We start from the raw sequence: 25,322 nt of genomic DNA on the forward strand, positions 1-25,322 counted from the left end.
CACTAGGCGCCGACGATCAGCGACACCATCTCGCGCCGCAAGGCGGCCGGGCTCACGGGCTTCGAGAGGACATCGTGTTCGCACGCGAGCGGCACGATGGTCGCCGATGGTTCGCCGGTCACGACGAGGCAAGGGCACGGGCGCCCGAGCCTGACCGCCGCGAGCATCGCGACTTCGCGCGCGGTCTTGAAATCGCGCAGCCGGTAATCGGTGATGATGAGATCGGGGAAGCGCTCGATCGTCGCGAGAATGTCCTCGAATTCCTCGAACGTCGCGGCGGAATCGTAGAGCACGCCCCATTGCGCGAGCAGCGCTTCGGTGGATGCGCGCACGAGGCCGTCATCCTCCACGAGCAGCACGTAGCGCCCGTTCAGCTGCGCCGCTTCGGCCGCCTCGGAACGCACGGGCGCGCGCGCGGCGGGCTTGTCCGGCGACGGCCCGCATTGCGGCATTTCCAGCGAAAAACGCGAACCGCGCCCCTCGGCGGATTTCAGTTCGATGCGGTGCTCGTCCAGCATCGACACGACCGCGTTGACGATCGAAAGGCCAAGCCCCAGCCCCTTGTCGCGATCCAGCTCCGGGTTGTCGACCTGAAAGAACGGCTGAAAAATGGCGTCGAAATAATCGGCGGGAATGCCGATGCCGTTGTCCAGCACGTCGATGCGCGCGCGCGTCGGCGATCGCACCACGCCGACGATCACCGTCGGCTTCGCCTTGTTGCCCGTGTCCGCGTACTTGATGCCGTTCGACACCAGATTGGCGATCGCGCGGCATAGCCAGTGCGAGTCGCTGCGCACGCAGACGACATCGTTTTTCGGCAACCGCAGACGCAGATCGACGCCGCGGCTCGCCGCGAACGGGCGCATCTGTTCGGCGGCTTCCTCGACGATCTGCCGCACGTCGAACACGTGATAGCGCGGCACGACGCGCCCCGATTCCAGCCGCGACAGATCGAGCACCGCGTTCAGAAGGCGCGCGAGAATCGCCGACGAGCGCCCGCATTCGTCGATCAGCTTTTCCGCCTGAGCGAACTCCCCGTTGCGGATGGCTTCGGCGGCGGCCTGCAAGAAGAGGTTGAGCGCGTGCATCGGCTGGCGAAGGTCGTGCGTCGCGGCGGCGAGAAAGTTGGATTTCTCGCGGCTCGCGCTCTGCGCGGCGAGCATCTGCTGTTCGCGCAGCGCGAGCAGCGCGTGCGTCTTCGTTTCCTGATCCTTCTTCGACACCTCCAGTTCGCGGTTCTTGCGTTCGAGCGAGACGTTGGCGGAACGCAGCTCGTCGTTGAGCGACGCCAGCGCGCGTTCGGCTGAATAGCGCTCGCGCGAGACGCGCTCGGCGTGCGCACACACGCCATGCCCGACGACGATCACGTTGAACATATAGAAAAGGCCCGCGAAAAAATCTTCCGGGTTGAGCAGACGTACGGTGATCTGCAGGAAGACGACGGACGCCATGGTGATCACGCCGACCATCAGCGCGAGGCGCGAGCGCAGGTAAAAGAAGCTGAACTGGAAGAACAGCGCGAGATACAGGCCGATGAAGTATTGCGTGTAGTTGTACGGCGCGGGCGTGATGGCGACCATCGTCAGGATCAGGCACAGCAGGCCGTAGATGCCGGTGAGAATGACGCGATGCGCCGTCGCGTGCGACCGGAACGACGGCCGCAGCACCAGAAAGCCGACGCAAATAAGCAACGCCACGCCCGCGAAACGCAGCGCGAGGATATCGGCGAGGCGCACGTTTAGCGCCTTGTTTCCGCGCACGAAGCTGAAATCCCACCAGAGGAAGCACGTCCAGATGACGAGCGCGAGCAGCGCCGATGCGCGCCGGAACGCGCAGAAACGCTGACTGTGATCTTCGAGAAATTGCGCTTCGAGCGCGCGATCGGCGAAAGGCGCGGGAATCGAGAGATTGCGCACGAGGCTCGCGCCGGCTTCACGCGCGGCGGCGGCGAGCATGCCTCGGGTGCGCACGGTGGCGGCGCGTTGCGGAACGGCCATCGTCGGATCTCGGTCGGGCGGCGAGAGCGGAAGAATTAACTACTTTAGGCTACGTCGGTGGCATCGGAATGTATTTTTTGGCGATGCGCGGACTCATTGCGGAAATGAGAGCGGTTTTTATGCGTTTCTGCGTGCATTCACGAAGCAACGCGCGACGAGCGAAGATCAAGAATGCCGAACGGCGAGCGCATGACATCTGCTCGCCGTTTCGAAGGACAGCCACGATCGATGCCCACACTCCATCAAGGGCAGCGTGCTGCTCAGCGCCTGCTCACGATTTCGGTTTGGCCTTGGTCGTGCGCTTGCTGACGCTGGTTTCCTTGGCGCCGGTGCTTTTGGTGGTGGACGCTTTGCTGCCGGCCGTTTTCTTGCGGCTCGACATTTCGGTTTCCGCGGGATGGCTCGCCTGAGCCTTGCGTGACGACGGCATGATGGACCTCCTTCAGTGAGTGTCGAAGCGACACACTGATAACCATAGGATGCGGGTAGCCGCTATTCAAGCGATCGCGTTCGCGCGCGCGAAAAAGCTTGTGAGAGCGAAGCATTTCGATTCGCGCGCGCCGGGCGTTGCGCTTCGGCGCATCAGCCGATCAGCTTCAATCCTGCCGGCAGCGTCTCGCCGAACACGCGGCCTTCATCGGCGCGATCGAGCGCGACCGTTTCGCGGACCATCGCGATCCATGACTGCGCGGCGCCCATCGTCTCCAGCCGTTCGATGACGGCGGCGCGCACGTCGTCGGGCACGTCGCGGGAGCGGTCGCCCGTCATGCGCGCGATCTGCACGGCCGCGAACGCCGCCGGCTCGACCTTCTTCCAGTCGAGCGCGAGGATCGTCCTGAGCCAGTCGCTCGCGATGTCCGGCGGCACGACGCCGTGCGCGCTGCCATAAAACGGCTGCCGCGCGCCGATGCGCCCGACCGCCCACCAGCTTTGCAGGTTCTCGGAAGGCTTCCTGAGCCGCGTGAGCAGCCATTCGCCGGCCTCGACCTTGCGCTCCACCGGCACGCGTTCGAGCGATGCCGCGAGCCGCACCATGTCCTCGTAGCCCGCGCGCGCGGCGCCGGCGGCGCGGCGGTATCGGCTGGTGCCGGGCGGCTGGAGCACGAACGCCATGTCGTCGAGCAGACGCAGTTGCGCCGCTTCGTCGAGACCGCCCGCCGCGCGACGCCACAGCGTCCACCATTCCGACCAGATCTGGCTTTCGTTGACGTACTGGATGCCCTGATCGAACAGCGTCCACAACTGCTCGACGCGCCATTCGTCGAGCGGATGCCCGAAGCCCGGCCGCATGCAATAACCCGCGAGATTGAGCCAGAGCCGTTCGTGATCGGCGGTGCGGCGGCGCTTTTTCGCGCGATCCCACAGCGCGCCGAACAGTTCGCGCAGCAGCGCGATGTCCCATGTGTCGCGCGGGCCGAGCGCCTGTTCGAGCTGCGCGCGCAGCCGTTTGACTTCCTTCGGGCCGACGTCCTGCGAGCGCGTGCCGAAGGCGCGGTCGATCAGTTCGATGGCTTTCGGCAGCGCCGGATGCGTTTGCCCGACGCCGGCATCGGCCTGCGGTTCTTCGCGGCGCAACTGAAATTCGAGGAGCCAGCGTTTCGCGGGATCGTCGATGGCGATGCAGTGCATTTCCAGCGTGCCGACTTCGGTGAGCGACGTCGTCAGTTGCACGGCGATTTCGCTCGGTCTGGCCGTGTTGCCGTGGACGTTGCCGCGCGGATCGACGACGGTGGCGATTGGCGGCAGCCGCACGAAGTCGCCCGCCGACGCGCTCACGTCCGCGATTTCGCCGGCCTGGTACGCGGTGTCCGCAACCGACGACACGAGGTGGAAGCGCACCGGCGAGCCGAGCCGCAGCGCGAAGGTGCGGTCCGCGAGATGGATGGCCTGGCCTTCTTCGGTCCCGCGCGGCAGCACGCAGACGCCGCGCGTGGCGTCGCCGTCTTCGTCGAGCAGCAGAAAATAGCTGCGCGCCGATCCGCCGCCGATCTTCGGCGCATGACCCGCGCGCGCGAGCGCATAGGCGACCGCGCCGCGCGCGACGGCCACGTCGGGCGCGTCGTTGGCGAGCATGTGGACAGGCTGGCCCCGCCAGTGGCCGAGCGTCTCGGCGATGCGGCGCGCGAGCGGGGCGGCGCGAAAGACGCCGCCGTTCAGGAGCAGCGTGTCGGGGAGCGCGGGTGATGGCGCGACGTTCGGCTCGGCACCGGCTCCCGCTTCCGCCGCGCGCCCCGCATGCCGCCCGAGGAACGCCGCGACGTGCCGCGTGATGGCCGGATCGCTCGCATACGGCAACCCGAATTCGACGATGCCGCCACGCGTGCGCGCCGGCCGCTCGCCACCCGACACGAGCGGAAAAAAGCCCTCGACGATGATCCGCTCGAGTTCGTCGCGCGTCAGCTCTGTCGAACGCGCCCCGCCGATCAGCTTCGATCCCGCGCCGAGCAGCGTGATCGACGTGGATGCGGGCGCGTTCGCGTCGAGCAACTGTTCCTTGGCCGCGCGGCAGCGCTCGACCAGTTGCGACAGACGCGCGGCGGACAGCCGCTCGCCCTCGGGCGCGAGACGCCGCTCCACCAGATGCGCCAGCGCGAGGTCCATGTTGTCGCCGCCGAGCATCAGGTGGTTGCCCACGCCGATGCGCGTCAGCTTCGGCTCGCCGCCGCCGTCCGCGTCTTCGACCTGAATCAGCGTGAGGTCGGTCGTGCCGCCGCCGACATCGACGATCAGAACGAGGCGCGTGTCCTTCAACTCTTCCGCAAGCGCCGCGCGATGATGAAACAGCCAGTCGTAGAACGCGGCCTGCGGCTCTTCGAGCAAGCGCAGCGTTTCCAGACCCGCCATGCGCGCGGCTTCGAGCGTGAGCGCGCGCGCGCCTTCGTCGAAGGAAGCGGGGACGGTCAGCACGACATCCTGCGCGTCGAGCGGCGCATCCGGAAAGCGCTCGTTCCACGCGGCGTGCACGTGCGCCAGATAGCTCGCACTCGCGATGACCGGCGAGATTTTCTCGACGTCGTCGGTCGCGCCCCACGGCAGAATGGGCGCGAGACGATCGACCGTTGCGTGCGACAGCCAGCTTTTCGCGCTCGACACGAGGCGGCCCGGCACCTGCGCGCCGAGCTTGCGCGCGAAGCTGCCGAGCACGGCGGGCGCTTCCATTTCGCCCCACGGCAGTTGCAGGTCCGCGCTCTTGAGTTCGCCGGGCGCGAAGTGATAGCGCAGCGAAGGCAGAAGCGGCAGCGCGGCGACCTCGCCCGCACCGACGAGTTGATCGATCTCGAAGACGCGAATCTCGTCGGAACCGGATGGCGCGTAGGCGACGACGGTATTGCTCGTCCCCAGATCGATGCCGACGCGGTATTTCGCGCCGGCCACCGGCTTTTTCTTGCGGGTGGACACTTAGCCGCCCATGCCCTGATCCGCGCTCACGCCGCCGCGCACGTCGAATTCGACTTTCCACCGCTCGGGCGAATTGCGCGGCAACGCTTCGAGTTCGAGCGTGCCCGCTTCCGTCACGCGCGCGTGGAGCTTGACCGGCACGACTTCGCCGGGCGTGCGGCCTTCGGTGGGCAGCGACGCTTCGATTTCTTCGAGTTCCTGCAATTCGTCGGGCTGCCAGTATTCGAGCAGCGTGCCGACCTGATCCTGCCGGCGCACCGACGATCCGAAGAAGCGGAAGCGCACCGGTTCCCCGACGACGAGGCCGAATTCCTGCGCGGGCAACGCGGCTTCGGTACCTTCCTCCATGCCGAACGGCGCGACGCACAGCGCCTGCACGGGCGGCTCCAGGCCGGGAACCGCCGGCATCGCCGACTCGACCGCCACGTAATACGCCCGCGCCGTGCCGCCGCGAATGCGCACGCCCTTGCCGCGCCGCACGTAGCCGTAATAAGCGGCACCGCGCGCGACCGCGAGATCGAGGTCCGCGCCTTCGAGCAGGCGCGCGGGAGGCGCGTTCTCGCCGGACAGCCACGCGTTGAGCGTCGTCATCACGCGGTCCACGAGCAATGGCGACTTGAACACGCCGCCGTTGAACAGCACGGCGGTCGGATGCAGGAGCGTGGCGCCGGGCGGCGTCTCGTGCTGCAGGCCTTCCACTTCGGCGAGCGCGTTCACCTGACGGCCGAGGAACGCGGCCAGATGACGCGTGACGGCGGCGTCCTGCGCGTAGGGCAGACCGAGTTGCGTCAGGCCGACGCGCGCGCGGCTGACGGGACGCGCGGAGGCATCGACCTGAGGGAAAAAGCCTTCGAGCAGAATCTGCGTGAGTTCGGCGCGCGTGAGTTCGGTGCGCAGCGATCCGCCGATCAGCTTCGAGCCGCGGCTCGGCACGACGAGCGGCACGGCGTCGGTGGTCGGATCGGACAGCAGCGTTTCCTTGGCCGAGCGGCACGCGTAAGTGAGCGCGCGCAGTTGCCACGGATCGGGCTGCGTGCCTTGCGCCGCGAGCTTGCGGGCGACGACATGCGCGAGCGCGAGGTCCATGTTGTCGCCGCCGAGCAGGATGTGCTCGCCGACCGCCACGCGATGCAGTTCCAGATTGCCTTCGCGCTCCACGACGGCGATCAGCGACAGGTCGGTGGTGCCGCCGCCGACATCGACGACGAGGATCACATCGCCCACTTTGACCTGCTTGCGCCAGCCGCCCGTGGACTTCTGAATCCAGCTATACAGCGCGGCCTGCGGCTCTTCGAGCAGCGTCATGCGCGTGTAGCCCGCGGCGGCGGCGGCTTCGGCGGTCAACTCGCGGGCGGCGGGATCGAACGACGCGGGAATGGTCACCGTGACGTCCTGCCGATCGAACGGCGCGTCCGGATGCGCGTGGTTCCACGCTTCGCGCAGATGCGTCAGATAACGCACGGAGCTTTCCAGCGGCGAAACGCGTTCGACTTCCTCGGGGGCATCGGCGGGAAGAATGGCCGCGCGGCGATCCACGCCCGGATGACACAGCCAGCTTTTCGCGCTGGACACGAGGCGGATGGGCGTGCCCGCGCCCCGGCTGCGCGCCAGTTCGCCGACGATGAACGGCCGTTCCTGCGTCCACGGCAGCGTGAGATCGCCGGGCGCGAGTTCGTTCGGATGCGGCAGATACAGAAACGAGGGCAGCAATTCGCGCTCTTCCGCCGCGCCGGGCGCGGTCAGTTGCGCGATAGACAGTACGCCCTGCGCGGTTTTTTCGCCGTCGCTCGCGGACATGTCGACATACGACAGCGCGCAATGCGTGGTGCCGAGATCGACGCCGATCGAATAGCGCGCCTGATGTTGTTCGTTGAAATCGCTCATAGCTCCACCTCGGCGGGCGCGACGATGCTCGCGTCGTGCGTCTCTACGAGCTTCGGCAGGCGCGTTTCCTCGACCTTCCATCCGCGATGACTGATGCTGCCGTTGAACGGCGGCTTGCCGACGACATTGCCCGTGAGACGCACGGCGCTCGCGTCGAAGCCGTCCGGAAGCGTGATGCGGCTGCCTTCGGCTTCGCTGCGCACCGGCTTGATGGTGAAGTGCTCGCGCAGCACGGCGCGGCAGCCGTCGTGGACGAGACGCGCAGCCGCGCCGATGTCGGCGTCGCTGTAATTGACGATGTCCTCTTCGACGAAGTCGATGAAACGCGCATCGCGTTGCAGAAGGCCCAGCAACTGGAGCGCCGCGACCGGGCTCGCTTCCTTCAGCGGGGACCGCGCGGGCGCGGCGGGCGTCGCAACGGGAGCCGCCGCGGGCACGGGCGCTTCCGGTGCTTCGGGCGCATGGGGCGCTTCGCGCAGGCGCTGGACGCGGCCCGCGAAGGCGCTATTGCCCAAGATGCCGAAGAAGGCGCCGAAGGCGATGGACAGCCGGCCAAAGAAGGACGGATTCATGTCGGTCATGTGTGATGCTCCTGGTGTTCTTGTAAACCGCGCCAAAGGACGACCCTATCCCTGGCGGCGCGGGTGGCCGTGTTCGGTGACGCATCGGCTGCGGATGCCGCCGATCGCCATAAATGCTGCTGCTGGTGCGCTCCAGCTTGCCGGCGCCGCGTCGCCCGCAGGCGGAAAAAGCGCCGGCGGCGTCGCGCCGCATCCCGATATTGTCCATGATGTCGCGCATCGCGAGGGAAAACCCGGGCGTGGGCCGCCGTTCCGGGCGCTCCACGCGCGCGCGGGTTCCTGGCTGCCCGGCTGCCCGGTTCCGGGCGGGCCTCATTCTCGCGATTTGCGCGGTCAAGTCAAGGCGCGCGCGGCGAATCCTGGCGAACGGCTTCAGCGTTCGCGCTAACAATGAATCGTCCGCCGGTGCAAAAGCGCTGGGAACTGCGGCAAACGTCGGGCCCGAGCCTGCTTCGCACGCGCCGATCAAGACTCCGCAAGCCGCGAAACGCCTCAAGCCTTATACCCGATCTGCCGCAGCAGATCCTTGCGCCACTGCACGTCCTCGCGGCTCTCGACGCCGAGCGGCGGCAATCCATCCACCACGCCGATGATCCCGCGCCCCTGGTCCGTCTCCGCGACGAGCACTTGCGTGGGATTCGCCGTCGCGCAGAACACGCGGCAGACTTCCGGCACGGCCTTGACCGCATTGAGCACGTTGACGGGAAAAAAGCCGTCCCCGAGCACGACGATAAAGCTGTGCCCCGCGCCGATGTTCTGCGCATTGCGCGTGGCCAGATCGACGAGCCCGTCATCCGTTCCCGACGCGCGCACGAGCCGCTTGCCCGACGCCTCGCAGAACGCGAGCCCGAAGCGGATGCCCGGCACCGCGCCGACGAGCGTCTCGTGCAGGTCCTCGACCGTCTTGATGAAATGCGACTGGCCGAGAATGAAGTTCGTGTCTTCCGGCTTCTCGATGCCGATGGCGAGCAGTTGCATGGCGCACCTCCGTTGCAAGAGCGTTGGGTTGCAACGGTAATGGTAGGCGGTCCGGCGCAATCTCGACGCGCCACCCACGCGCTATGCGTGCATGTCGAACCCCGCGAGATAAGCCTTCGCATCGCGTCCGTCCCACACGCGGCCGTCGCAGAGCGTCGCGGTCTGCGTTTCGTCGGGGAGCGCGATTCCCGCCGCCCGCGCCGCCTGCGCGTACAACGCCGTCTGATTCACCGTTTGCGCGATGGCGGCGTCGTCGAGTGCGGCATCGAGCATTCCCCAGCGCCGATACTGCGTGATGAACCACAATCCGTCCGAAGCGCGCGGATAGTTCACCGCGCCGCCGTCGAAGAATCGCAGCGGTGCAGCGCCGCTCACGGAGCCGAGCCGCGCCTCGATCAGTTCGCGCGGCACGCCGAGCAGGTCGGGCGAAGCGAGCGCGCCGGCAATCTCCACGCGATGCTCCCGCGCATCGAGCCATTCGCATGCGTCGAGCAACGTGCGAACGAGCGCGCGCGCCGTGTTCGGATACAGCGCAACGAAGTCACGCCGGCACGCGAGCACCTTCTCCGGATGATCCGGCCAGATTTCGCTCGTATAAACGACCGTGCGGCCCGCGCCGCGCGCCTCGGCCACCGCGTGCCACGGCTCGCCGGCGCAGAAGCCGTCGAGCGTGCCTTCGACGAGCGCATCGGCCATGCGCGGCGGCGGAATCACGATGCTGCGCACATCGTGCAACGGATGCACGCCTTGCGCCGCGAGCCAGTAATAGAGCCACATCGCGTGCGTGCCGGTGGGGAAGGTCTGCGCGATGACCGGCGTGCGCCCGAGCGATGCCAGCGCGTCCTTCACGCTCACGCCTTGCCCGATGGCATCCGCGAGCGGATTCGACAGCGTGATGGCCTGCCCGTTGCGATTGAGCACCATGAGCACGGCCATATCCGCCTGCGGCCCGCCGATGCCGAGTTGCACGCCATAGACGAGCCCGTAGAGCGCGTGTGCGGCGTCGATCTCGCCGGAGAGCAGCTTGTCGCGCACCGCAGCCCACGAAGGCTGTCTGCACAGTTCGATGCTGATGCCATGACGCCGTCCCATGTCGCGCAGTGCGGCGGCGGCGAGCGGCGCGGCATCGCTCAGGGCGACGAAGCCCAGCCGCACATGCGGCCGCTCGGGCGTGAGCGTCGCGGAAGAAGGGGTATCGGGCGAATTCATGACTTGATGTGAGTGATTCGATGATTAACGCAGCAGGTCCGCAAGCGAAAGAAGCTGACGCGCGATCTCCGCGACCTTCACGCCCTGATCCATCGCGCGCTTGCGCAGCGTGGCGTACGCGTCGTTCTCGGACATGCCGCGCCGGTCCATCAAGAGGCGCTTGGCACGGTCGATGACCTTGCGTTCCGCGAGTTCGTTCTCCACTTGTTCGAGCCGCTGACGCAACTGCGCCTCATGCGCGAAGCGCGCGAGCGCGACCTCGATGATCGGCGCGAGCCGCTCGGGCGCGAGTCCTTCGACGGAATACGCGGTCACGCCCGCGCCGACCGCCGCGCGGATGAACTGCTGGTCCGCGTCGTTGCTGAACATGAGCACCGGACGGGGTGCGGCCTTGTTCATGACCGCGAGCTGTTCGAGCGTGTCCCGCGAAGGCGATTCGGTGTCGATGATGACGACGTCCGGCTTCTGGCTCTCGATGGCCGCATGCAATTGCGCGGGCGCGGCGACTTCCGCGAGCATCTCGTAGCCGAGCGGCGCGAGTTTGTCGCGCAGATCGCCGATGGGCTTGTCGGTGTCGGTGACGAGAAGAACGCGAAGCATGGTCGGGCAGGTAGCGGTGTATCGTTCGTTGGACTTTAGCGCGACGCACCGGGCTTGGAAACCTGGCCGAATGGCATAGGACGAATCACATGACTCACGCGGCGTGCGCGAAACTTCGCCCGCCGTGCGCCGCAAACGCGACCGCTTCGCCGATCGCCGCGCCCACGAAAATCACCGCGGGACTGCCGAGACCGGCGGCGGCTGCATCGTCGGCGAGACGGGCGAGCGTCGTCACGAGCCGCTTTTCTTCCTGCGATCCCGCGTGCTGCACGACGGCGGCCGGCGTCGTCGCGGGCAGCGCTTCGAGCAGCGACTGCGCGATGCCCGCGATGCGGCTCATGCCCATGTAGATGGCAAGCGTCATGCCGGTGGCCGCGAGCGCGCGCCAGTCCGGCTCGCTGTGATCGCGCATGTGCGCGGTGACGAAGGTCACGCCCTGGCAATGATCGCGATGCGTGAGCGAGATGCCGAGTCCCGCCGCTGCCGCGAATCCCGACGACACGCCGTTCACGATATCCACTTCGATGCCCGCGCCGCGCAACGCCGCGATCTCTTCGCCCGCGCGGCCGAAGAGCAGTGCATCGCCGCCCTTGACGCGCACGACGTGCAGGCCCTTTCGCGCATAACGCTGCATGAGGCGCTCGATGAACGCTTGCGGCGTCGACTTGCAGCCGCCTCGCTTGCCGACGCGAATCACGCGTGCTTTCGGCGCGAGCGTCACGATGTCCGCGTTGGCGAGATCGTCGACGAGCAGGATATCGGCGGCGGCGAGCGTCTTCGCGGCGCGAATCGTGAGCAGGTCGAGATCGCCGGGGCCTGCGCTGAGAAGGGTGACTTTTCCGGAGGTCATCGTCGTGTCCTTTTGCTTCTATCGGGGCTGTTTGCGGGTCGACGCGGCAAACGCAAAAAGCGTCCGCTCGTGTCGGGCACGAGGGACGCCATTGTCCGTGTTTCGATGTGAGCGCGCGCGATGCACGCCTGATCCATTGCCGCCGACGCCGTTGCCGGTGACGTCTTCATCGATGCAATAAGCGGGCCATTTCAACGCGATAAGGCTTCGCCATGCATTGCACGCCTAACGAAGCACTAGCGATGTGCGTGACGGCACTTGCACGGCGCGTGCGTGCCTTCATCGAGTGAATGGGAAAGCGGGCTAACCAGATCGTACATAACCGCGCGATGAAGGATGCCCGCACGGCATCAGTGCTGCGTCGCACCATGCTTGTGCCGGCCCGCATCATCACGCAGCGTTCACGCGATGCCCGCAAGCAGTGCACGCATCCCGCAAAGCCTTGCTGCACGCGGCTTAAGCGCCGATGCCATGCGCATGGCATAGCCCTTGCCTTTAGTCGTGCCATCGGATCAACGGCGATCCGTCCTGAACATAGCGCCCCGGCTCCAGCGAGTCAGACGGGCATCGGACAACGGCGTCCCCCGCATCTGGCTTAGTCGGCTGGCTGCGCGGGACGCCTTTCTTTTTGCGGAAAGAGAATGGACAAAGCCACCCGGATCGATCTCTTCAGCATGCGCAGTGCGCCTATGCGCGCCTTCCATCTCACATGGATGGCGTTCTTCGTGTGCTTCTTCGCGTGGTTCGCGTGCGCGCCGCTGATGCCGCTCATCAAGCGCGAATACGGCCTCAATGCGGATCAGATCGCCAACATCAACATCGCGGCCGTGGCCGTGACCATTCTCGTGCGGCTCGTGATCGGTCCGATGTGCGACCGCTTCGGTCCGCGCAAGGTCTATAGCGCGCTGCTGGTTGCAGGCGCGGTACCGGTGATCGGCGCGGCGCTTTCCACCGGCTACGAGAGCTTCCTGTGGTGCCGTCTCGCGATCGGCGCGATCGGCGCGAGCTTCGTCATTACGCAGTACCACACGTCGGTGATGTTCGCGCCGAACGTCGTCGGCACCGCGAATGCGACGACCGCCGGTTGGGGCAACGCAGGCGCGGGCGCGGCGCAAGCCATCGTGCCTTTGCTCGTCGCGGCGGCGATCGCATTGGGCGCGGGAGAAGCATCGGCATGGCGTATCGCGCTGATCGTGCCGGGCATCGTCATGCCGGTCATGGCCTTCTTCTACTGGCGCTATACGCAAGACTGCCCGCAAGGCGATTTCTCGCAACTGCGACGCGCGGGCATCACCATCGACGGCGGCAAGAAAGGCGGCTGGGACAGCTTCGTCACCGCATGCGCGAACTATCGCGTGTGGATGCTCTTCGTGACGTATGGCGCGTGCTTCGGCGTCGAAGTGTTCATCCATAACATCGCGGCCGTGTACTACGTCGATCACTTCAAGCTCACGCTCGGCGAGGCGGGCATGGCAGCGGGCAGCTTCGGCCTGCTCGCATTGTTCGCCCGTGCGCTCGGCGGCTGGCTCTCGGATAAAGCCGCTGCAAAACGCGGTCTCGACATTCGCGCGAGCTTGCTCTTCGCGTTGATCGCGGGCGAAGGCATCGGCCTCTATGCCTTCGCGCATGCGGGCAGCGCGGCGCTCGCGGTCATCGCGATGCTCGCGTTCGGTCTCTTCACGCACATGGCGTGCGGCGCGACGTATGCGCTCGTGCCGTTCATCGACCGCAAGGCGCTGGGCGGCGTGGCGGGCGTGATCGGCGCGGGCGGCAACGTGGGCGCGGTGGCGGCGGGCTTCCTGATGAAAGGCGTCGGCGACGTGCAGCAGACGCTCTCGCTGCTCGGCGTGATCGTCGCGGGTACCGCGCTTTGCGCGCTCGCTGTGCGCTTCTCGCCGGAACACAAGGCGCGTGAAGCCGCGCTGCGCGAAAGCGCGCTTGCAGTCAATAACGGCGTCGCCCATTGAGGAAAGGTCCAGTCATGAAAATCGTCGTCATCGGCCACGGCATGGTCGGCCACAAGTTCCTCGAATGTCTCGCTGAAAGCGGCAACGATGCGCTGCAAGTCACGGTCGTATGCGAAGAACCGCGCGCCGCATACGATCGCGTGCATCTGTCGGAATTCTTCGCGGGCAAGTCCGCGGACGATCTCTCGCTCGTCGAAGAAGGCTTCTTCGAGCGTTCGGGTTATGCGCTGAAGCTCGATGCGAAGGCCACGTCGATCGATCGCGCGGCGCGCACGGTCACGGTATCGACGGGCGAAACGCTCGCCTATGACAAGCTCGTGATCGCAACGGGTTCGTATCCGTTCGTGCCGCCCGTCGAAGGACGCGATCGCGAAGGCTGCTTCGTGTATCGCACGATAGAAGATCTCGAAGCGATGCAAGCCTTCGGCGCACGCGCGAAGACGGGCACGGTGGTCGGCGGCGGATTGCTCGGCCTCGAAGCCGCGAAGGCGCTGCGCGACATGGGCCTCGTCACGCATGTCGTTGAATTCGCGCCGCGTCTCATGGCCGTGCAAGTCGATGAAGGCGGCGGGCGCGTACTGCGCAGCAAGATCGAAGAACTCGGCGTGACGGTGCATACGAACCGCAATACGCTCGCTATCGTCGATGGCGAGGGCGCGGTGAATCGCATGAATTTCGCGGACGGCGCGCATCTCGACACGGACATGATCGTGTTCTCGGCGGGCATTCGTCCGCGCGACGATATCGCGCGTGAAGCGGGTATCGAGATCGGTCCGCGCGGCGGTATCGTCATCGACGATGCATGCCGCACCAGCGATGCCGACATCTATGCCATCGGCGAATGCGCGTTGTGGAAAGGGCAATTGTTCGGCCTCGTTGCACCGGGCTACGACATGGCGCGTATCGTCGCGAAGCAGTTGACGGGCGAGCAGGCCGCGTTCGCGGGCGCCGACATGAGCACGAAGCTCAAGCTGATGGGCGTGGACGTGGCGAGTATCGGCGATGCGCACGGCAAGACACCGGGTAGCCGTTCGTACCAGTTCAGCGACGAGCGCAAGCAGGTCTACAAGAAGCTCGTGGTATCCGATTGCGGCAAGTATTTGCTGGGCGGCGTGATGGTCGGCGATGCAGCCGAATACGGCACGCTATTGCAGATGATGCTGAACAGGATCGAGTTGCCCGAAGCGCCCGAATTCCTGATTCTTCCGCAAAGCGATGGCAAGGCGAAGCCCGCGCTCGGCGTCGAAGCATTGCCCGATGCCGCGCAAATCTGTTCTTGCAACAACGTCAGCAAGGCCGAAATCTGCGCAGCGGTATGCGCGGGCGCGACGAGCATCGGCGCGTTGAAGAGCGCGTGCAAGGCAGGCGCGACATGCGGCGGCTGCGTGCCGCTCGTCACGCAAGTGATGAAGTCGGAGATGCAGCGTCAGGGCATGGCCGTGAACAATCATCTCTGCGAGCACTTCCCGTATTCGCGTCAGGAGCTGTATCACATCGCGCGCGTGGAAGGGCATCGCACGTTCGGATCGTTGCTCGCGAAGCATGGCAAGGGACTGGGCTGCGATATCTGCAAGCCGGCCGTCGCGAACATTCTCGCTTCATGCTGGAACGAATTCGTGTTGAAGAAGGAACACGCGAGCCTTCAGGATTCGAACGACTATTACCTCGCCAACATTCAGCGCGACGGCACGTACTCGGTCGTGCCGCGCATGCCCGGTGGCGAAGTAACGCCCGATGGTCTTATCGCGGTCGGACAGATCGCGAAGAAGTACGGTCTTTATACGAAGATCACCGGCGGTCAGCGTGTCGATATGTTCGGCGCGCGCGTCGAGCAATTGCCGCTCATCTGGGAAGAGCTGATTGCAGCGGGCTTCGAATCGGGACATGCGTATGGCAAGGCGCTGCGCACGGTGAAGTCGTGCGTCGGTTCCACGTGGTGCCGCTATGGCGTCGGCGATTCCGTCGGCCTCGCGGTTGAACTGGAGAACCGCTACAAAGGTCTACGCACGCCGCACAAGATCAAGTTCGGGGTATCGGGCTGCACACGTGAATGCGCTGAAGCGCAAGGCAAGGACATCGGCATCATCGCGACGGAAAAGGGCTGGAATCTCTACGTCTGCGGCAACGGCGGCATGAAGCCGCGTCATGCGGAGCTGCTCGCATCCGATCTGGATCAGGCCATGCTCGTGCGCTTCATCGACCGCTTCCTGATGTTCTATGTGCGCACGGCGGATCGTCTTCAACGCACGAGCGTGTGGCGCGACAACCTCGAAGGCGGCCTCGATTATCTGATCGATGTCGTCGTGAACGACAAGCTCGATATCGCCGCCGAACTCGAAGCGGAGATGCAGCATGTGGTGGATAGCTACGAGGACGAGTGGAAGAAGGCCGTCACCGATCCCGACACGCGCAAGCGCTTCCGTCACTTCGTGAACAGCGAACAGAGCGATGAAAACGTGCGCTTCGTCGAAGAGCGCGGCCAGATTCGTCCCGCGACGCTCGAAGAACGCACGATGAAGCGCATCGATATTCCCGTCACCGTTGAAACCGTCTGAACGAGAGGAACACGCCATGAACGACCGCATCGAAAAGGACTGGACGCCCATTTGCGCACTCGACGAAATCGTGCCCGACACGGGCGTCTGCGCGCTCGTCAACGGCGCACAAGTAGCCGTGTTTCACGTCGCGGGCGAATCGTCGTCCGTGTATGCCATCGACAACTTCGATCCACATTCGCAAGCGGCGGTGCTCTCGCGCGGCATCGTCGGCAGTCTGGGCGAGCGCATCGTCGTGGCGTCGCCCATCTACAAGCAGCACTTCGATCTGCGCACGGGCGAATGCCTCGAAGCGCCCGAGCGTTCGGTGAACGCGTATCGCGCGCGCGTCGCGGGCGGCAAGGTGTGGATCGCGGCATGAAGACCGAATACGCGGTTGCGGCTGCGGCGGGCGTGGTGGCGCGTCAGCGGCTCGTGGTCATCGGCAACGGCATGGCGGGCATGCGCACCGTCGAAGAGTTGCTGAAGATCGCGCCCGAGCTGTACGAGATCACCGTGTTCGGCGCGGAGCCGCATGGCAACTACAACCGCATCCTGCTCTCGCCGGTGCTGGCAGGCGAGAAGAGCATGGACGACATCATCATCAATACACGCGAATGGTATGCCGCGAACGGCATCACGCTGCATGCCGGCGATGCGGTCGTCGAGATCGATCGGGCGAGGCGCATCGTGCGATCGGAGAAGGGCGTCGAGGCGCGTTACGACCGGCTGCTCATTGCGACCGGATCCAATCCGTTCGTCATTCCGGTACCTGGCTCCAGTCTGCCCGGCGTGATCGCGTTCAGGGATATTAAGGATGTCGAATCGATGTTGAACGCGGCGCGCGATCATCGTGATGCGGTGATCATCGGCGGCGGATTGCTCGGGCTCGAAGCGGCCAACGGCCTGCAACGGCAGGGCATGTCGGTGACGGTCGTGCATGCGAGCAATAGCCTGATGGATCGTCAACTCGATGCGAGCGCATCGGCGTTGCTCATGCGTTCGCTCGAAGCGAAGGGCCTGCGTTTCGCGATGGCCGCGCAGACCACGGAGATCGTCGGCGACGATCGCGTTCGCGCGGTGCGCTTCGCCGACGGCACGGAGATCGACGCGGACCTCGTCGTGATGACGGCGGGCGTGCGCCCGAACATCGCGCTTGCGAAGGCGGCGGGGCTCTATTGCGAGCGCGCGATCGTCGTCGACGACACGCTCCAGACTTTCGATCCGCGCGTGTATGCAGTGGGCGAATGTGTGCAGCATCGTTCGGCCACGTTCGGTCTCGTTGCGCCGATCTGGGATCAGGCGCGCGTGGCGGGCGCGCATCTCGCGGGCGCGGGGCATCGGCGTTATGTGCAGCGCGCGACGGCAACGAAGCTCAAGGTCACGGGCGTGGACCTGTATTCCGCGGGCGATTTCATCGGCGGCGACGATAGCGAAGACCTCGTGCTGCGCGATCCGCGTCGTGGTGTTTATAAGCGCGTTGTGCTTAAGGCGGGACGCGTGATCGGTGCGGTGCTTTATGGCGACGTGAAAGACGGCGCGTGGTACTTCGATCTCATTCAAAGCCGCACGGATGTATCGCATCTGCGCGGGCGTTTGTTGTTCGGCAAGACGCTTTGCGAAGCGGGCGCATAGACGGCATGGATATGAAAGCGAGCATTCCCATCATCCCGAACGAGCCGGCTTCCGTGCGCACGACGTGCCCTTATTGCGGCGTGGGCTGCGGCGTGAAGGCGACGCCTCGCAGCGACATCGATGTCGGCATCGCGGGCGACGAACGCCATCCGTCGAACTTCGGGCGGCTCTGCGTGAAGGGATCGGCGCTCGGCGAAACCGTCGGGCTCGAAGGGCGCCTGCTTAGTCCGAAGATACGCGACAAGACAACGGGCGCACTCACCGATGTCTCATGGGACGACGCGATTGGCAGCGTCGCGAGCGGCTTCGCGCGCATCATCGACGAACATGGTCCGGATGCGGTCGCACTGTATGTGTCGGGGCAATTGCTCACGGAAGACTATTACGTCGCCAACAAGCTGATGAAAGGTTATATCGGCAGCGCGAACATCGACACGAACTCGCGGCTATGCATGTCATCGTCGGTGGCGGGGCACAAGCGCGCGTTCGGCGAAGACCTCGTGCCGATGAACTATGAAGACCTCGAACTCGCGGATCTGATCGTGCTCGTGGGGTCGAACACGGCGTGGTGTCATCCGATCCTGTTTCAACGCATGGTGAAGATGAAGGAGACGCGGCCCGATGTGAAGATCGTCGTGATCGATCCGCGCTATACGGCCACATGCGAAATGGCCGATCTGCATTTGCCGCTGAAGCCGGGCAGCGACGTGCGGCTCTTCAACGGACTGCTCGCGTTTCTCGCCGAACACGGCGCAACGAATGCCGCTTTCATCGATGCCCACACGAACGGTTACGATGCCGCGCTTGCATCGGCCACGCCTGCCGATATCGCGCAGATCGCGAAGGACTGCAAGCTCGATACGCATGACCTGACGACGTTTTATCGCCTATTTGCGCGCACCGAACGCGTGGTGACGGTGTATTCGCAAGGCGTGAATCAGTCGAGCGCGGGCACCGACAAGGTGAACAGCATCATCAACTGCCATCTTGCGACGGGGCGTATCGGCAAGCCGGGCATGGGGCCGTTCTCGTTCACCGGCCAGCCGAATGCAATGGGCGGCCGTGAAGTCGGCGGCCTCGCGAACACGCTTGCCGCGCATCTGGAACTGGATAACGAAGCGCATCGCGCGATGGTGCAGACTTTCTGGAACTCGCCGCGTATCGCGCAGCGCGCCGGGTTGAAGGCCGTCGACCTCTTCGATGCAATCGAGGCGGGCCGCGTGAAAGCTGTATGGATCATGGGCACGAATCCGGTCGTGAGCTTGCCCGATGGAGATCGCGTGAAGCGCGCGCTCGATAAGTGCGAACTTGTGGTGAGTTCGGACATCATCGAGAAGACGGATACGAATGCGTTCGCTCACGTGCTTTTGCCCGCGCTCGGCTGGGGCGAAAAGGACGGCACCGTGACGAACTCGGAGCGGCGCATATCGCGGCAGCGTGCGTTTCTGCCCGCGCCGGGACATGCGCGCGCGGACTGGCGAATCATCTGCGATGTAGCGCGTCGCATGGGCTTCGATGGCTTCGACTTCGAAGGCCCGCATCAGATCTTCGACGAACATGCGCGGCTCTCGGCGTATCGCAACGATGCGGCCGATGGCGTGCATCGCGCGTTTCATATCGGCGGTTTGAGCGGATTGAATCGCGAGCAATACGATGCTTTGGAGCCGGTGCAATGGCCGATGCGTTCGAAGGGCGAATCAGGCGACGCTCGCCTTTTCGAAACACACCGCTTCAGCCACGCCGATGGCCGCGCACGCTTTGTCGCGACTCCGCCGCGCGCGCCGGTCAACGCGCCCGATGCCGACTATCCGCTCGTGCTCAACACGGGCCGCGTGCGCGATCAATGGCACACGATGACGCGCACGGGCCGTTCAGAAAAACTCGCGGGACATATCAGCGAATCGTTCATCGACATGCATCCGCAAGATGCGCTTGCATGCGGCGTTCGCGAGGGCGAGCTTGCGCGCATCACGAGCCGATGGGGTTCGATGATCGCGCGCGTGCAACATGGCGGCGGCATGCCGCGCGGCAGTGTGTTCGTGCCGATCCACTGGAACGATCAGGTCGCATCGGATGCGCGCGTGGGCGCGGTGGTGAATCCTGTTGTCGATCCAATATCCGGCGAGCCGGAGTTCAAGCACACGCCCGTCGCTATCGAAAAATTTCATGTGACATGGCACGGCTTCTCGCTTTCGCGCGACGTTCCCGCGCTCGATGCCGTCACGCACTGGACGCGCGTGCATGGCGCGCGTTTCGTGCGTCATGAACTCGCGGGGCGCAATCGATTCGATGCGTCACATGGGGATCATCGTGAATGGGCGCGCGCGCTCTTCAATATCGACGATCCGCATGCGGACTGGATCGAATACGAGGACAAGAGCGCGGGCGTGTATCGCGCGGCGCATGTGGTGAACGATCGCATCGAGCATTGCGTGTTCATCTCCGAGCGTCCTGACCTGCCGGCGCGCGCGTGGCTTGCAAGTTTGTTCTCGAAGGATCGGCTAGATGAAGAAGACCGCGTGAGCCTCTTGCTCGGTCAACCCGTCGGCAAGAGCGAGGACACCGGGCCGACCGTGTGTTCATGCTTCGGCGTGGGCCGCAATACGATCTGCAACGCGATCCGCGAAAAGAGCCTTAAAACAGCGGCTGAAGTCACCGCATGCGTGAAGGCGGGCGGCAACTGCGGTTCGTGCGTGCCGGAGTTGAAGAAGCTGATCGTCGAAACGGAGATGGCGCGGTTGAGCACCGTATGACGTTTCGTTGAATCACGCGCTTGCTTCGCGCTTATGCGGCACGCCCGCAACAGGCACGGCATCGACGGGTCGATGCTCGTTGCCGAAGCGTGCAATGGAAAACGAGAACGTGTTGATACCGTTCGCGCTCGTCGCGGCTACCGTGCCGCGATGCATCTCCGCCACCGCCTTCACGATGGCGAGTCCCAACCCATGATTCTCGCGGCTATTCGTGCGCGAGCTTTCCGCGCGATAGAAGCGATCGAAGAGATGCTCCATGATATGCGGCGCAATCGGCTCGCCCGGATTCGCGACGGCCACGCGAACGCGTCCATGTTCGCGCGTGATCGACACATGTATCGTGGCGCCCGGCGTGCAATGCTGAATCGCGTTCATCACGAGATTCGACAGCGCGCGGCCGAACAGCGACGTGTTGACGAACGCGCGTGCATCGCCATTCGATACGGCGCGCACCTGCGCATCTTCCAGCGGAATCTCCAGGAATTCCAGCGTGCGATGCACTTCGCCCGCCAGCGATACTTCGACGAGTCCCGTCGCGCGTTCGCCCTGATCGGCGCGCGCGAGAAACAGCATGTCGTTGATGATCGCGCGCACGCGCTCGAACTCTTCGAGATTGGACTGCAACGTGTGACGCAATTCTTCGATGGAACGATCGCGCGTCAACGCCACTTCGGTTTGACCGATGAGAATGGTGACCGGCGTGCGCAGTTCATGCGCGACATCCGCATTGAACGATTCGAGGCGTCCATACGCATGATCGAGCCGCTCCAGCGCGCCGTTGAACGACTTCGCGAGGTCTTCGAGTTCGAAGGGCAACGAACGTGTATCGAGCCGTTGCGATCGATTGTTGGGCCGCACGTTCTGCGCATCGCGCGTGAGCCGCGTGAGCGGCGCAAGCCCGAGGCGCGCCACCGAATAACTCAGTAGCAGCACCGTCACCGTGGCAAGCGCAAGCAACGCCGCAAGCGCCACGCCGAAGACGCGCATCGTGCGGACGTTCGGCGAGCAATCGACGGCGACGAACAACTGAAGCGGCGGGCGGTCCGCGTAGGGCGGAATGGTGAGCGTGGTCATCAGCATGTCATAGGCGCGGTCCTCGGGCCTGAAGCGCACATAGCCGCCGAGCACTTCCTTCACGACGTGGCCGGCGGGCGGCAATCCATAGCTGAAGCGGTCATCGTTGCTCGTGACCGCGAAGAGCGTGGAGCCGTCGCGCGGCGTGATGTCCGCGAGCTTTTCCTTCGCCATCTTCCACTTGTCCGGATTGGACGCATGCGAAACGATGAGCCGCGCAATCTCCGCGCGGTTATCGAGCGAATCGCGTAAATGCTGTTCGAGCTGCACGCGCAGCACGAGAAAAAGCCCCGAGCCGACGAGCGAAAACACGAACAACGCGACGAGCGCGAACATGACCGCGAGCCGCCGCGCGATGGAACGCTGCGAACGTTGCGAGCCTTGCGATGACTGCGAGCGCGGACCTTCGCGCAATGCCGCCCACGGCACGTTCATGATGGCCTCGCGTCTTCTCTCGTTTCGCGCATGTCACGCGGCTCGCGCACTTCGAGCACATAGCCCATGCCGCGTACGGTGTGCAGCAGTTTCGTGCGGAACGGGCCGTCGAGTTTCGCGCGAAGGCGTTTGATCGCGGTTTCGACCACATTCGTATGGCTTTCGAAATCGACTTCCCAGACGAGTTCGGTAATCGCGGTCTTCGAGAGAATGTCGCCATGACGGCGCGCGAGCACGCTCAATAGCTGAAACTCTTTCGCGGTGAGATCGAGCCTCACGCCATCGCGCGTGGCGCGTCGCCCGATCAGATCGACATATAAATCGCCGACCGAAATGAGCGTGGATTCCTGCGCGCGCGTTCTGCGTGCAAGCGCGTGCAATCGTTCGACGAGTTCGAGAAAGGAGAAAGGCTTCGTGAGATAGTCGTCCGCGCCTTCGCGCAGTCCGCGCACGCGATCGTTGATGTGATCGCGTGCCGTGAGCATGATGACCGGCGTCGATTTCTGCAGACGCAGCGCCTTGAGCACGGCGAAGCCATCGCGGCGCGGCAGCATGACGTCGAGCACGATCACGTCGTAGTCGTATTCGATGGCGAGATGCGTGCCTTCTTCGCCGTCCATCGCGATATCGACGACCCATCCTTGCTCGGTCAGACCCGAGCGCAGATAGTCCACCACCTTGTGTTCGTCTTCCACTATCAGGACTTTCATGCCTGCACCTGTGCGTGTTTAATTTGTGCTTTCAACATGACTACTTCCGACACTATACGAGCCTGCCGTGCTCGCCGCATCATCGACGTTCCATCCTCCGCCGAGCGCCTTCACGAGCGCAACCGAAACCGTATGCTGTTGCCCGCGTATCTGCACGTCCTGGCGCTCGCTCGTGAGCAGTTGCTGCTGCGCGGTGATGACGTCGAGATACGCCACGAGACCGCCCGAATAACGATCGTTCGCGAGCGAAAGAAGACGCTGCGCATCGACGACAGCGGCATGCGACTGCTTCGCTGCGCCATCGAGCACCGACAATCCGACGATACCGTCCTGCACTTGCTCGAATGCGTTGAGCACGGTCTGACGATAGTTCGCTTCGGTCGCGCGATAGCCCTCGCTTGCGAACGTCACCGCTGCGGAACGGCGGCCGCCATCGAAGACGACCTGGCTCGCCATCGTGCCGATCGTCCATAAGAGACTAGGCGCGGAGACGAGACTCGCCAAGGCCGTGCTTTCCCAGCCGATCGTGCCGTTGAGCGTGAGGCTCGGAAAGAACGCGGCCTTCGCGACGCCGATCTGCGCGTTCGCCGCGGCCATCGCGCGTTCTGCGGATGCGACATCGGGCCTGCGTTGCAGCACGTCGCTCGGCAAACCGAGCGGGATCGAAGGAATAGGGTGGTCGTCGGCCACGGGCGCAAGCGAAAACTGCGGCGCAGGCGTGCCGACGAGCGCCGCGATCGCATGCTCGAATTGCGCGCGCTGATTGACGAGCAATTGCGCCTGCACGCGTGTGGAATCGAGTTGCGATTGCTGTTGCAGCACGTCGAGGCCGGATACCGCGCCGAGATCATGCTGCGTCGTCACATAGTCGAGCGCTTTCTTCTGAAGGTCCACCGAGCGATTCAATACGTCGATCTCCGCATCGAGTTCGCGCATCGAGAAGTAATCGCTTGCAAGGTCCGTGGTCAGCACGAGCCGCGCGTTGGCGAGATCGTCGCGCGACTGATCCGCCGATGCCTGCGCGCTTTCCACTTCGCGACGAATGCGCCCGAAGAGATCGATGTCGTAATCGATGGTCGGCGCGAGCTTCAAGTCGTTCTGCACCGTGGACATGTTCAGCGTCGTATAGCTATTCGCCGGCCGATTCTTCGATATGCGCGAGCGCGATGCCTGCGCGCCCAGATCGACTTCAGGCACCGCGAGCGATGAAGTCTGCGCGAGCGTCGCGCGTGCCTGTTCGTAATGCGCGCTCGCGGCTGCAAGCGTCTGGTTCTGTGCGAGCGCTTGCGTTTCGAGCGTATCGAGCGTGTCGTCATTGAAGCTGCGCCACCAGTCGAGTGCAAGCGGGGCATGCGAAGGCTCGCCCACGCGCCAGTACGAATCCGTCTTCCATGTGGGCGGCGTGTCGGCAAGAGGCCGCTTGTAATCGGGACCGACGGTGCAGGCCGCGAGCATCGACGACAAGAGGATGAAGACAGCCGCTTTCATGACGCCGCCTTCTTTTCCGGTGCGATCACGACATGATCGCCGTCCGCGATGGAATCGCTCGGGTTGATGATGATCTTGTCGTTCTGCTCGATACCGCTTTCGATTTCGAGCGACTGCCCGAGGTCCTGCGCAATCACGATCTTGCGCAGATGCACGTGGCCGTTTGCATCGACGACGGCGAGACGCGGACCTTCGGAACGGAACAGCAACGCGTTGCCCGGCACGAGCAAACGCGCATGCGCCGTGGACGGCACCGCGACCTGCACATACGCGCCGGGCCGCAGACGTCCATCGGGATTGGGCAGCGTGACTTCGATCTGCAGCGAGCGCGTGGGAACATCGATCGCGCCGGAGATGTGCGTGATCTTGCCGTGGAATTGCTGGCCCGATAGTTCGGCTTGCGTGACGACGACCTGCTGTCCGACCGATACGTTCTGCGCATACGCCTGCGGCAGTTGCACATAGACGCGCAACGGATCGGACTGCGCAAGCGCGAAGAGCGCGCGGCTCGCGCCGCTGCCCGCATCGATGAGATCGCCGACATCGACATTGCGTTGCGTGACCACGCCCGCGAACGGCGCGACGATGCGCTTGAACGATTCGAGCTGACGCAGACGCTTCACGTTGGCATCGGCGGCGGCGAGATTCGCCACGTCCTGGTTATACGTGCTTTGCCGTTCATCGAGTTCCTGCTGCGAGACGGCATCGCGCTGACGCAACTGCTGCCAGCGTTGCAGCGAGCTCTTTGCAAGCACGAGGCTCGATGCGGTCTGATCGCGTTGCGCGACGGCTTGCGCGAGTTCCTGATCGATCTCGGGCGTATCGAGATCGGCGAGCAACTGGCCTTGCTTCACGCGTGCGCCGATATCGACATACCAGTGCAGCAGATAACCCGTCGCGCGTGCATAAATGGGCGATTCGACGAAGCCGCGCAACGTGCCCGGCAGCGTGGTTTCACCGGCACCGTCGGTCTGCGATGGCACGACCACGTTCACGTACTGTTGCGCGTTCTGCTGCGTGCGCGTCGCGACGGAGCGGCCATGCACGATATCGGTCACGACCGTGCGCGCCGCGCCGATGGCGAGCAGCGCGAGCACGATGACGATCGCGATCTTCGCGCGTTTCCATTCGACGTTGCGCGGTGGAAGCGCGTGGCCTTCGTTGGGATCGCGCGCGGGAATGGCCAGCGAGGCGTGATTCTTTTCTGTCATGTTCGGCTTCGGACGTG

The 25,322-nt window shown here is 64.7% G+C and carries 18 protein-coding genes; 5 read left to right on the forward strand and 13 right to left on the reverse strand.

From position 1 onward, the window contains the following. Nucleotides 1-2: 2 nt before the first annotated feature. The 9 genes from NCR39_RS17390 to cobA all read right to left on the reverse strand — a co-directional run bounded on the left by NCR39_RS17390 (nt 3) and on the right by cobA (nt 11,498). Nucleotides 3-1,997: a hybrid sensor histidine kinase/response regulator gene (locus NCR39_RS17390; protein ID WP_250453315.1), complete on the reverse strand. Its 1,995-nt coding sequence runs from the start codon at nt 1,995-1,997 to the stop codon at nt 3-5. 271 nt (nt 1,998-2,268) lie between these two features. Next, nucleotides 2,269-2,427, reverse strand: coding sequence for a hypothetical protein (locus tag NCR39_RS17395; RefSeq protein ID WP_159459354.1), 159 nt, complete (start codon nt 2,425-2,427; stop codon nt 2,269-2,271). A gap of 152 nt (nt 2,428-2,579) precedes the next feature. Then, nucleotides 2,580-5,396: an Hsp70 family protein gene (locus NCR39_RS17400; RefSeq protein WP_250453316.1), complete on the reverse strand. Its 2,817-nt coding sequence runs from the start codon at nt 5,394-5,396 to the stop codon at nt 2,580-2,582. Further along, nucleotides 5,397-7,280 carry an Hsp70 family protein gene (locus tag NCR39_RS17405; protein ID WP_250453317.1) on the reverse strand — a complete coding sequence of 628 codons (1,884 nt, stop codon included), beginning with the start codon at nt 7,278-7,280 and terminating at the stop codon, nt 5,397-5,399. Further along, nucleotides 7,277-7,861 (reverse strand): DUF2760 domain-containing protein, encoded by a 585-nt coding sequence (locus NCR39_RS17410; RefSeq protein ID WP_250453318.1) that lies wholly within the window; start codon nt 7,859-7,861, stop codon nt 7,277-7,279. Before NCR39_RS17410 ends, NCR39_RS17405 begins: the two co-directional genes overlap by 4 nt. Nucleotides 7,862-8,353: 492 nt before the next feature. Continuing rightward, a complete protein-coding gene (locus NCR39_RS17415) occupies nt 8,354-8,839 on the reverse strand; it encodes an adenosine-specific kinase (RefSeq protein WP_250453319.1) in 486 nt (161 codons plus the stop codon). 81 nt (nt 8,840-8,920) lie between these two features. Next, on the reverse strand, nt 8,921-10,048 hold the full coding sequence (locus NCR39_RS17420) for a CmpA/NrtA family ABC transporter substrate-binding protein (RefSeq protein ID WP_250453320.1): 1,128 nt from the start codon (nt 10,046-10,048) through the stop codon (nt 8,921-8,923). A 24-nt stretch (nt 10,049-10,072) separates the two neighbouring features. Next, complete coding sequence (locus NCR39_RS17425; RefSeq protein ID WP_040052138.1) at nt 10,073-10,648, reverse strand: ANTAR domain-containing response regulator; 576 nt, start codon at nt 10,646-10,648, stop codon at nt 10,073-10,075. A 94-nt stretch (nt 10,649-10,742) separates the two neighbouring features. Then, entirely contained in the window at nt 10,743-11,498 is a 756-nt protein-coding gene (gene cobA, locus NCR39_RS17430; RefSeq protein ID WP_250453321.1) for a uroporphyrinogen-III C-methyltransferase, read from the reverse strand. A 641-nt stretch (nt 11,499-12,139) separates the two neighbouring features. Between cobA and NCR39_RS17435 the strand changes: the two genes are divergently transcribed. From NCR39_RS17435 to NCR39_RS17455, 5 genes are read left to right on the forward strand one after another with little or no spacing between them, the layout of a single operon-like run. After that, complete coding sequence (locus NCR39_RS17435) at nt 12,140-13,465, forward strand: MFS transporter (RefSeq protein WP_250453322.1); 1,326 nt, start codon at nt 12,140-12,142, stop codon at nt 13,463-13,465. A 14-nt stretch (nt 13,466-13,479) separates the two neighbouring features. Further along, on the forward strand, nt 13,480-16,020 hold the full coding sequence (gene nirB / locus NCR39_RS17440; protein ID WP_250453323.1) for a nitrite reductase large subunit NirB: 2,541 nt from the start codon (nt 13,480-13,482) through the stop codon (nt 16,018-16,020). 16 nt (nt 16,021-16,036) lie between these two features. Continuing rightward, complete coding sequence (nirD, locus tag NCR39_RS17445) at nt 16,037-16,381, forward strand: nitrite reductase small subunit NirD (protein ID WP_250453324.1); 345 nt, start codon at nt 16,037-16,039, stop codon at nt 16,379-16,381. Continuing rightward, entirely contained in the window at nt 16,378-17,634 is a 1,257-nt protein-coding gene (locus tag NCR39_RS17450) for an NAD(P)/FAD-dependent oxidoreductase (protein ID WP_250453325.1), read from the forward strand. Before nirD ends, NCR39_RS17450 begins: the two co-directional genes overlap by 4 nt. 11 nt (nt 17,635-17,645) lie before the next feature. Next, nucleotides 17,646-20,387 carry a molybdopterin-dependent oxidoreductase gene (locus tag NCR39_RS17455; RefSeq protein ID WP_502800231.1) on the forward strand — a complete coding sequence of 914 codons (2,742 nt, stop codon included), beginning with the start codon at nt 17,646-17,648 and terminating at the stop codon, nt 20,385-20,387. A gap of 12 nt (nt 20,388-20,399) precedes the next feature. Here the strand turns inward: NCR39_RS17455 and NCR39_RS17460 are convergent, their stop codons facing one another. The 4 genes from NCR39_RS17460 to NCR39_RS17475 all read right to left on the reverse strand — a co-directional run bounded on the left by NCR39_RS17460 (nt 20,400) and on the right by NCR39_RS17475 (nt 25,305). Further along, nucleotides 20,400-21,797, reverse strand: coding sequence for a heavy metal sensor histidine kinase (locus NCR39_RS17460; protein WP_250453664.1), 1,398 nt, complete (start codon nt 21,795-21,797; stop codon nt 20,400-20,402). A 95-nt stretch (nt 21,798-21,892) separates the two neighbouring features. Further along, nucleotides 21,893-22,606 (reverse strand): heavy metal response regulator transcription factor, encoded by a 714-nt coding sequence (locus NCR39_RS17465; RefSeq protein ID WP_040052145.1) that lies wholly within the window; start codon nt 22,604-22,606, stop codon nt 21,893-21,895. An 18-nt stretch (nt 22,607-22,624) separates the two neighbouring features. Then, on the reverse strand, nt 22,625-24,094 hold the full coding sequence (locus tag NCR39_RS17470) for an efflux transporter outer membrane subunit (protein ID WP_250453327.1): 1,470 nt from the start codon (nt 24,092-24,094) through the stop codon (nt 22,625-22,627). Next, entirely contained in the window at nt 24,091-25,305 is a 1,215-nt protein-coding gene (locus NCR39_RS17475; protein WP_250453328.1) for an efflux RND transporter periplasmic adaptor subunit, read from the reverse strand. Before NCR39_RS17475 ends, NCR39_RS17470 begins: the two co-directional genes overlap by 4 nt. Nucleotides 25,306-25,322 lie beyond the last annotated feature (17 nt).

The sequence above is a fragment of the Caballeronia sp. ATUFL_M2_KS44 genome, assembly GCF_023630965.1.
Lineage (GTDB): Bacteria > Pseudomonadota > Gammaproteobacteria > Burkholderiales > Burkholderiaceae > Caballeronia > Caballeronia concitans.

Excerpts from the sequence above, each read along its gene's own strand:
- NCR39_RS17390 (WP_250453315.1), bottom strand. The coding sequence starts at position 1,997 with ATGGCCGTTCCGCAACGCGCCGCCACCGTGCGCACCCGAGGCATGCTC.
- NCR39_RS17395 (WP_159459354.1), bottom strand. The coding sequence starts at position 2,427 with ATGCCGTCGTCACGCAAGGCTCAGGCGAGCCATCCCGCGGAAACCGAA.
- NCR39_RS17405 (WP_250453317.1), bottom strand. The coding sequence starts at position 7,280 with ATGAGCGATTTCAACGAACAACATCAGGCGCGCTATTCGATCGGCGTC.
- NCR39_RS17410 (WP_250453318.1), bottom strand. The coding sequence starts at position 7,861 with ATGACCGACATGAATCCGTCCTTCTTTGGCCGGCTGTCCATCGCCTTC.
- NCR39_RS17415 (WP_250453319.1), bottom strand. The coding sequence starts at position 8,839 with ATGCAACTGCTCGCCATCGGCATCGAGAAGCCGGAAGACACGAACTTC.
- NCR39_RS17420 (WP_250453320.1), bottom strand. The coding sequence starts at position 10,048 with ATGAATTCGCCCGATACCCCTTCTTCCGCGACGCTCACGCCCGAGCGG.
- NCR39_RS17425 (WP_040052138.1), bottom strand. The coding sequence starts at position 10,648 with ATGCTTCGCGTTCTTCTCGTCACCGACACCGACAAGCCCATCGGCGAT.
- cobA (WP_250453321.1), bottom strand. The coding sequence starts at position 11,498 with ATGACCTCCGGAAAAGTCACCCTTCTCAGCGCAGGCCCCGGCGATCTC.
- NCR39_RS17435 (WP_250453322.1), top strand. The coding sequence starts at position 12,140 with ATGGACAAAGCCACCCGGATCGATCTCTTCAGCATGCGCAGTGCGCCT.
- nirB (WP_250453323.1), top strand. The coding sequence starts at position 13,480 with ATGAAAATCGTCGTCATCGGCCACGGCATGGTCGGCCACAAGTTCCTC.
- nirD (WP_250453324.1), top strand. The coding sequence starts at position 16,037 with ATGAACGACCGCATCGAAAAGGACTGGACGCCCATTTGCGCACTCGAC.
- NCR39_RS17450 (WP_250453325.1), top strand. The coding sequence starts at position 16,378 with ATGAAGACCGAATACGCGGTTGCGGCTGCGGCGGGCGTGGTGGCGCGT.
- NCR39_RS17455 (WP_502800231.1), top strand. The coding sequence starts at position 17,646 with ATGAAAGCGAGCATTCCCATCATCCCGAACGAGCCGGCTTCCGTGCGC.
- NCR39_RS17460 (WP_250453664.1), bottom strand. The coding sequence starts at position 21,797 with ATGTTCGCGCTCGTCGCGTTGTTCGTGTTTTCGCTCGTCGGCTCGGGG.
- NCR39_RS17465 (WP_040052145.1), bottom strand. The coding sequence starts at position 22,606 with ATGAAAGTCCTGATAGTGGAAGACGAACACAAGGTGGTGGACTATCTG.
- NCR39_RS17470 (WP_250453327.1), bottom strand. The coding sequence starts at position 24,094 with ATGAAAGCGGCTGTCTTCATCCTCTTGTCGTCGATGCTCGCGGCCTGC.
- NCR39_RS17475 (WP_250453328.1), bottom strand. The coding sequence starts at position 25,305 with ATGACAGAAAAGAATCACGCCTCGCTGGCCATTCCCGCGCGCGATCCC.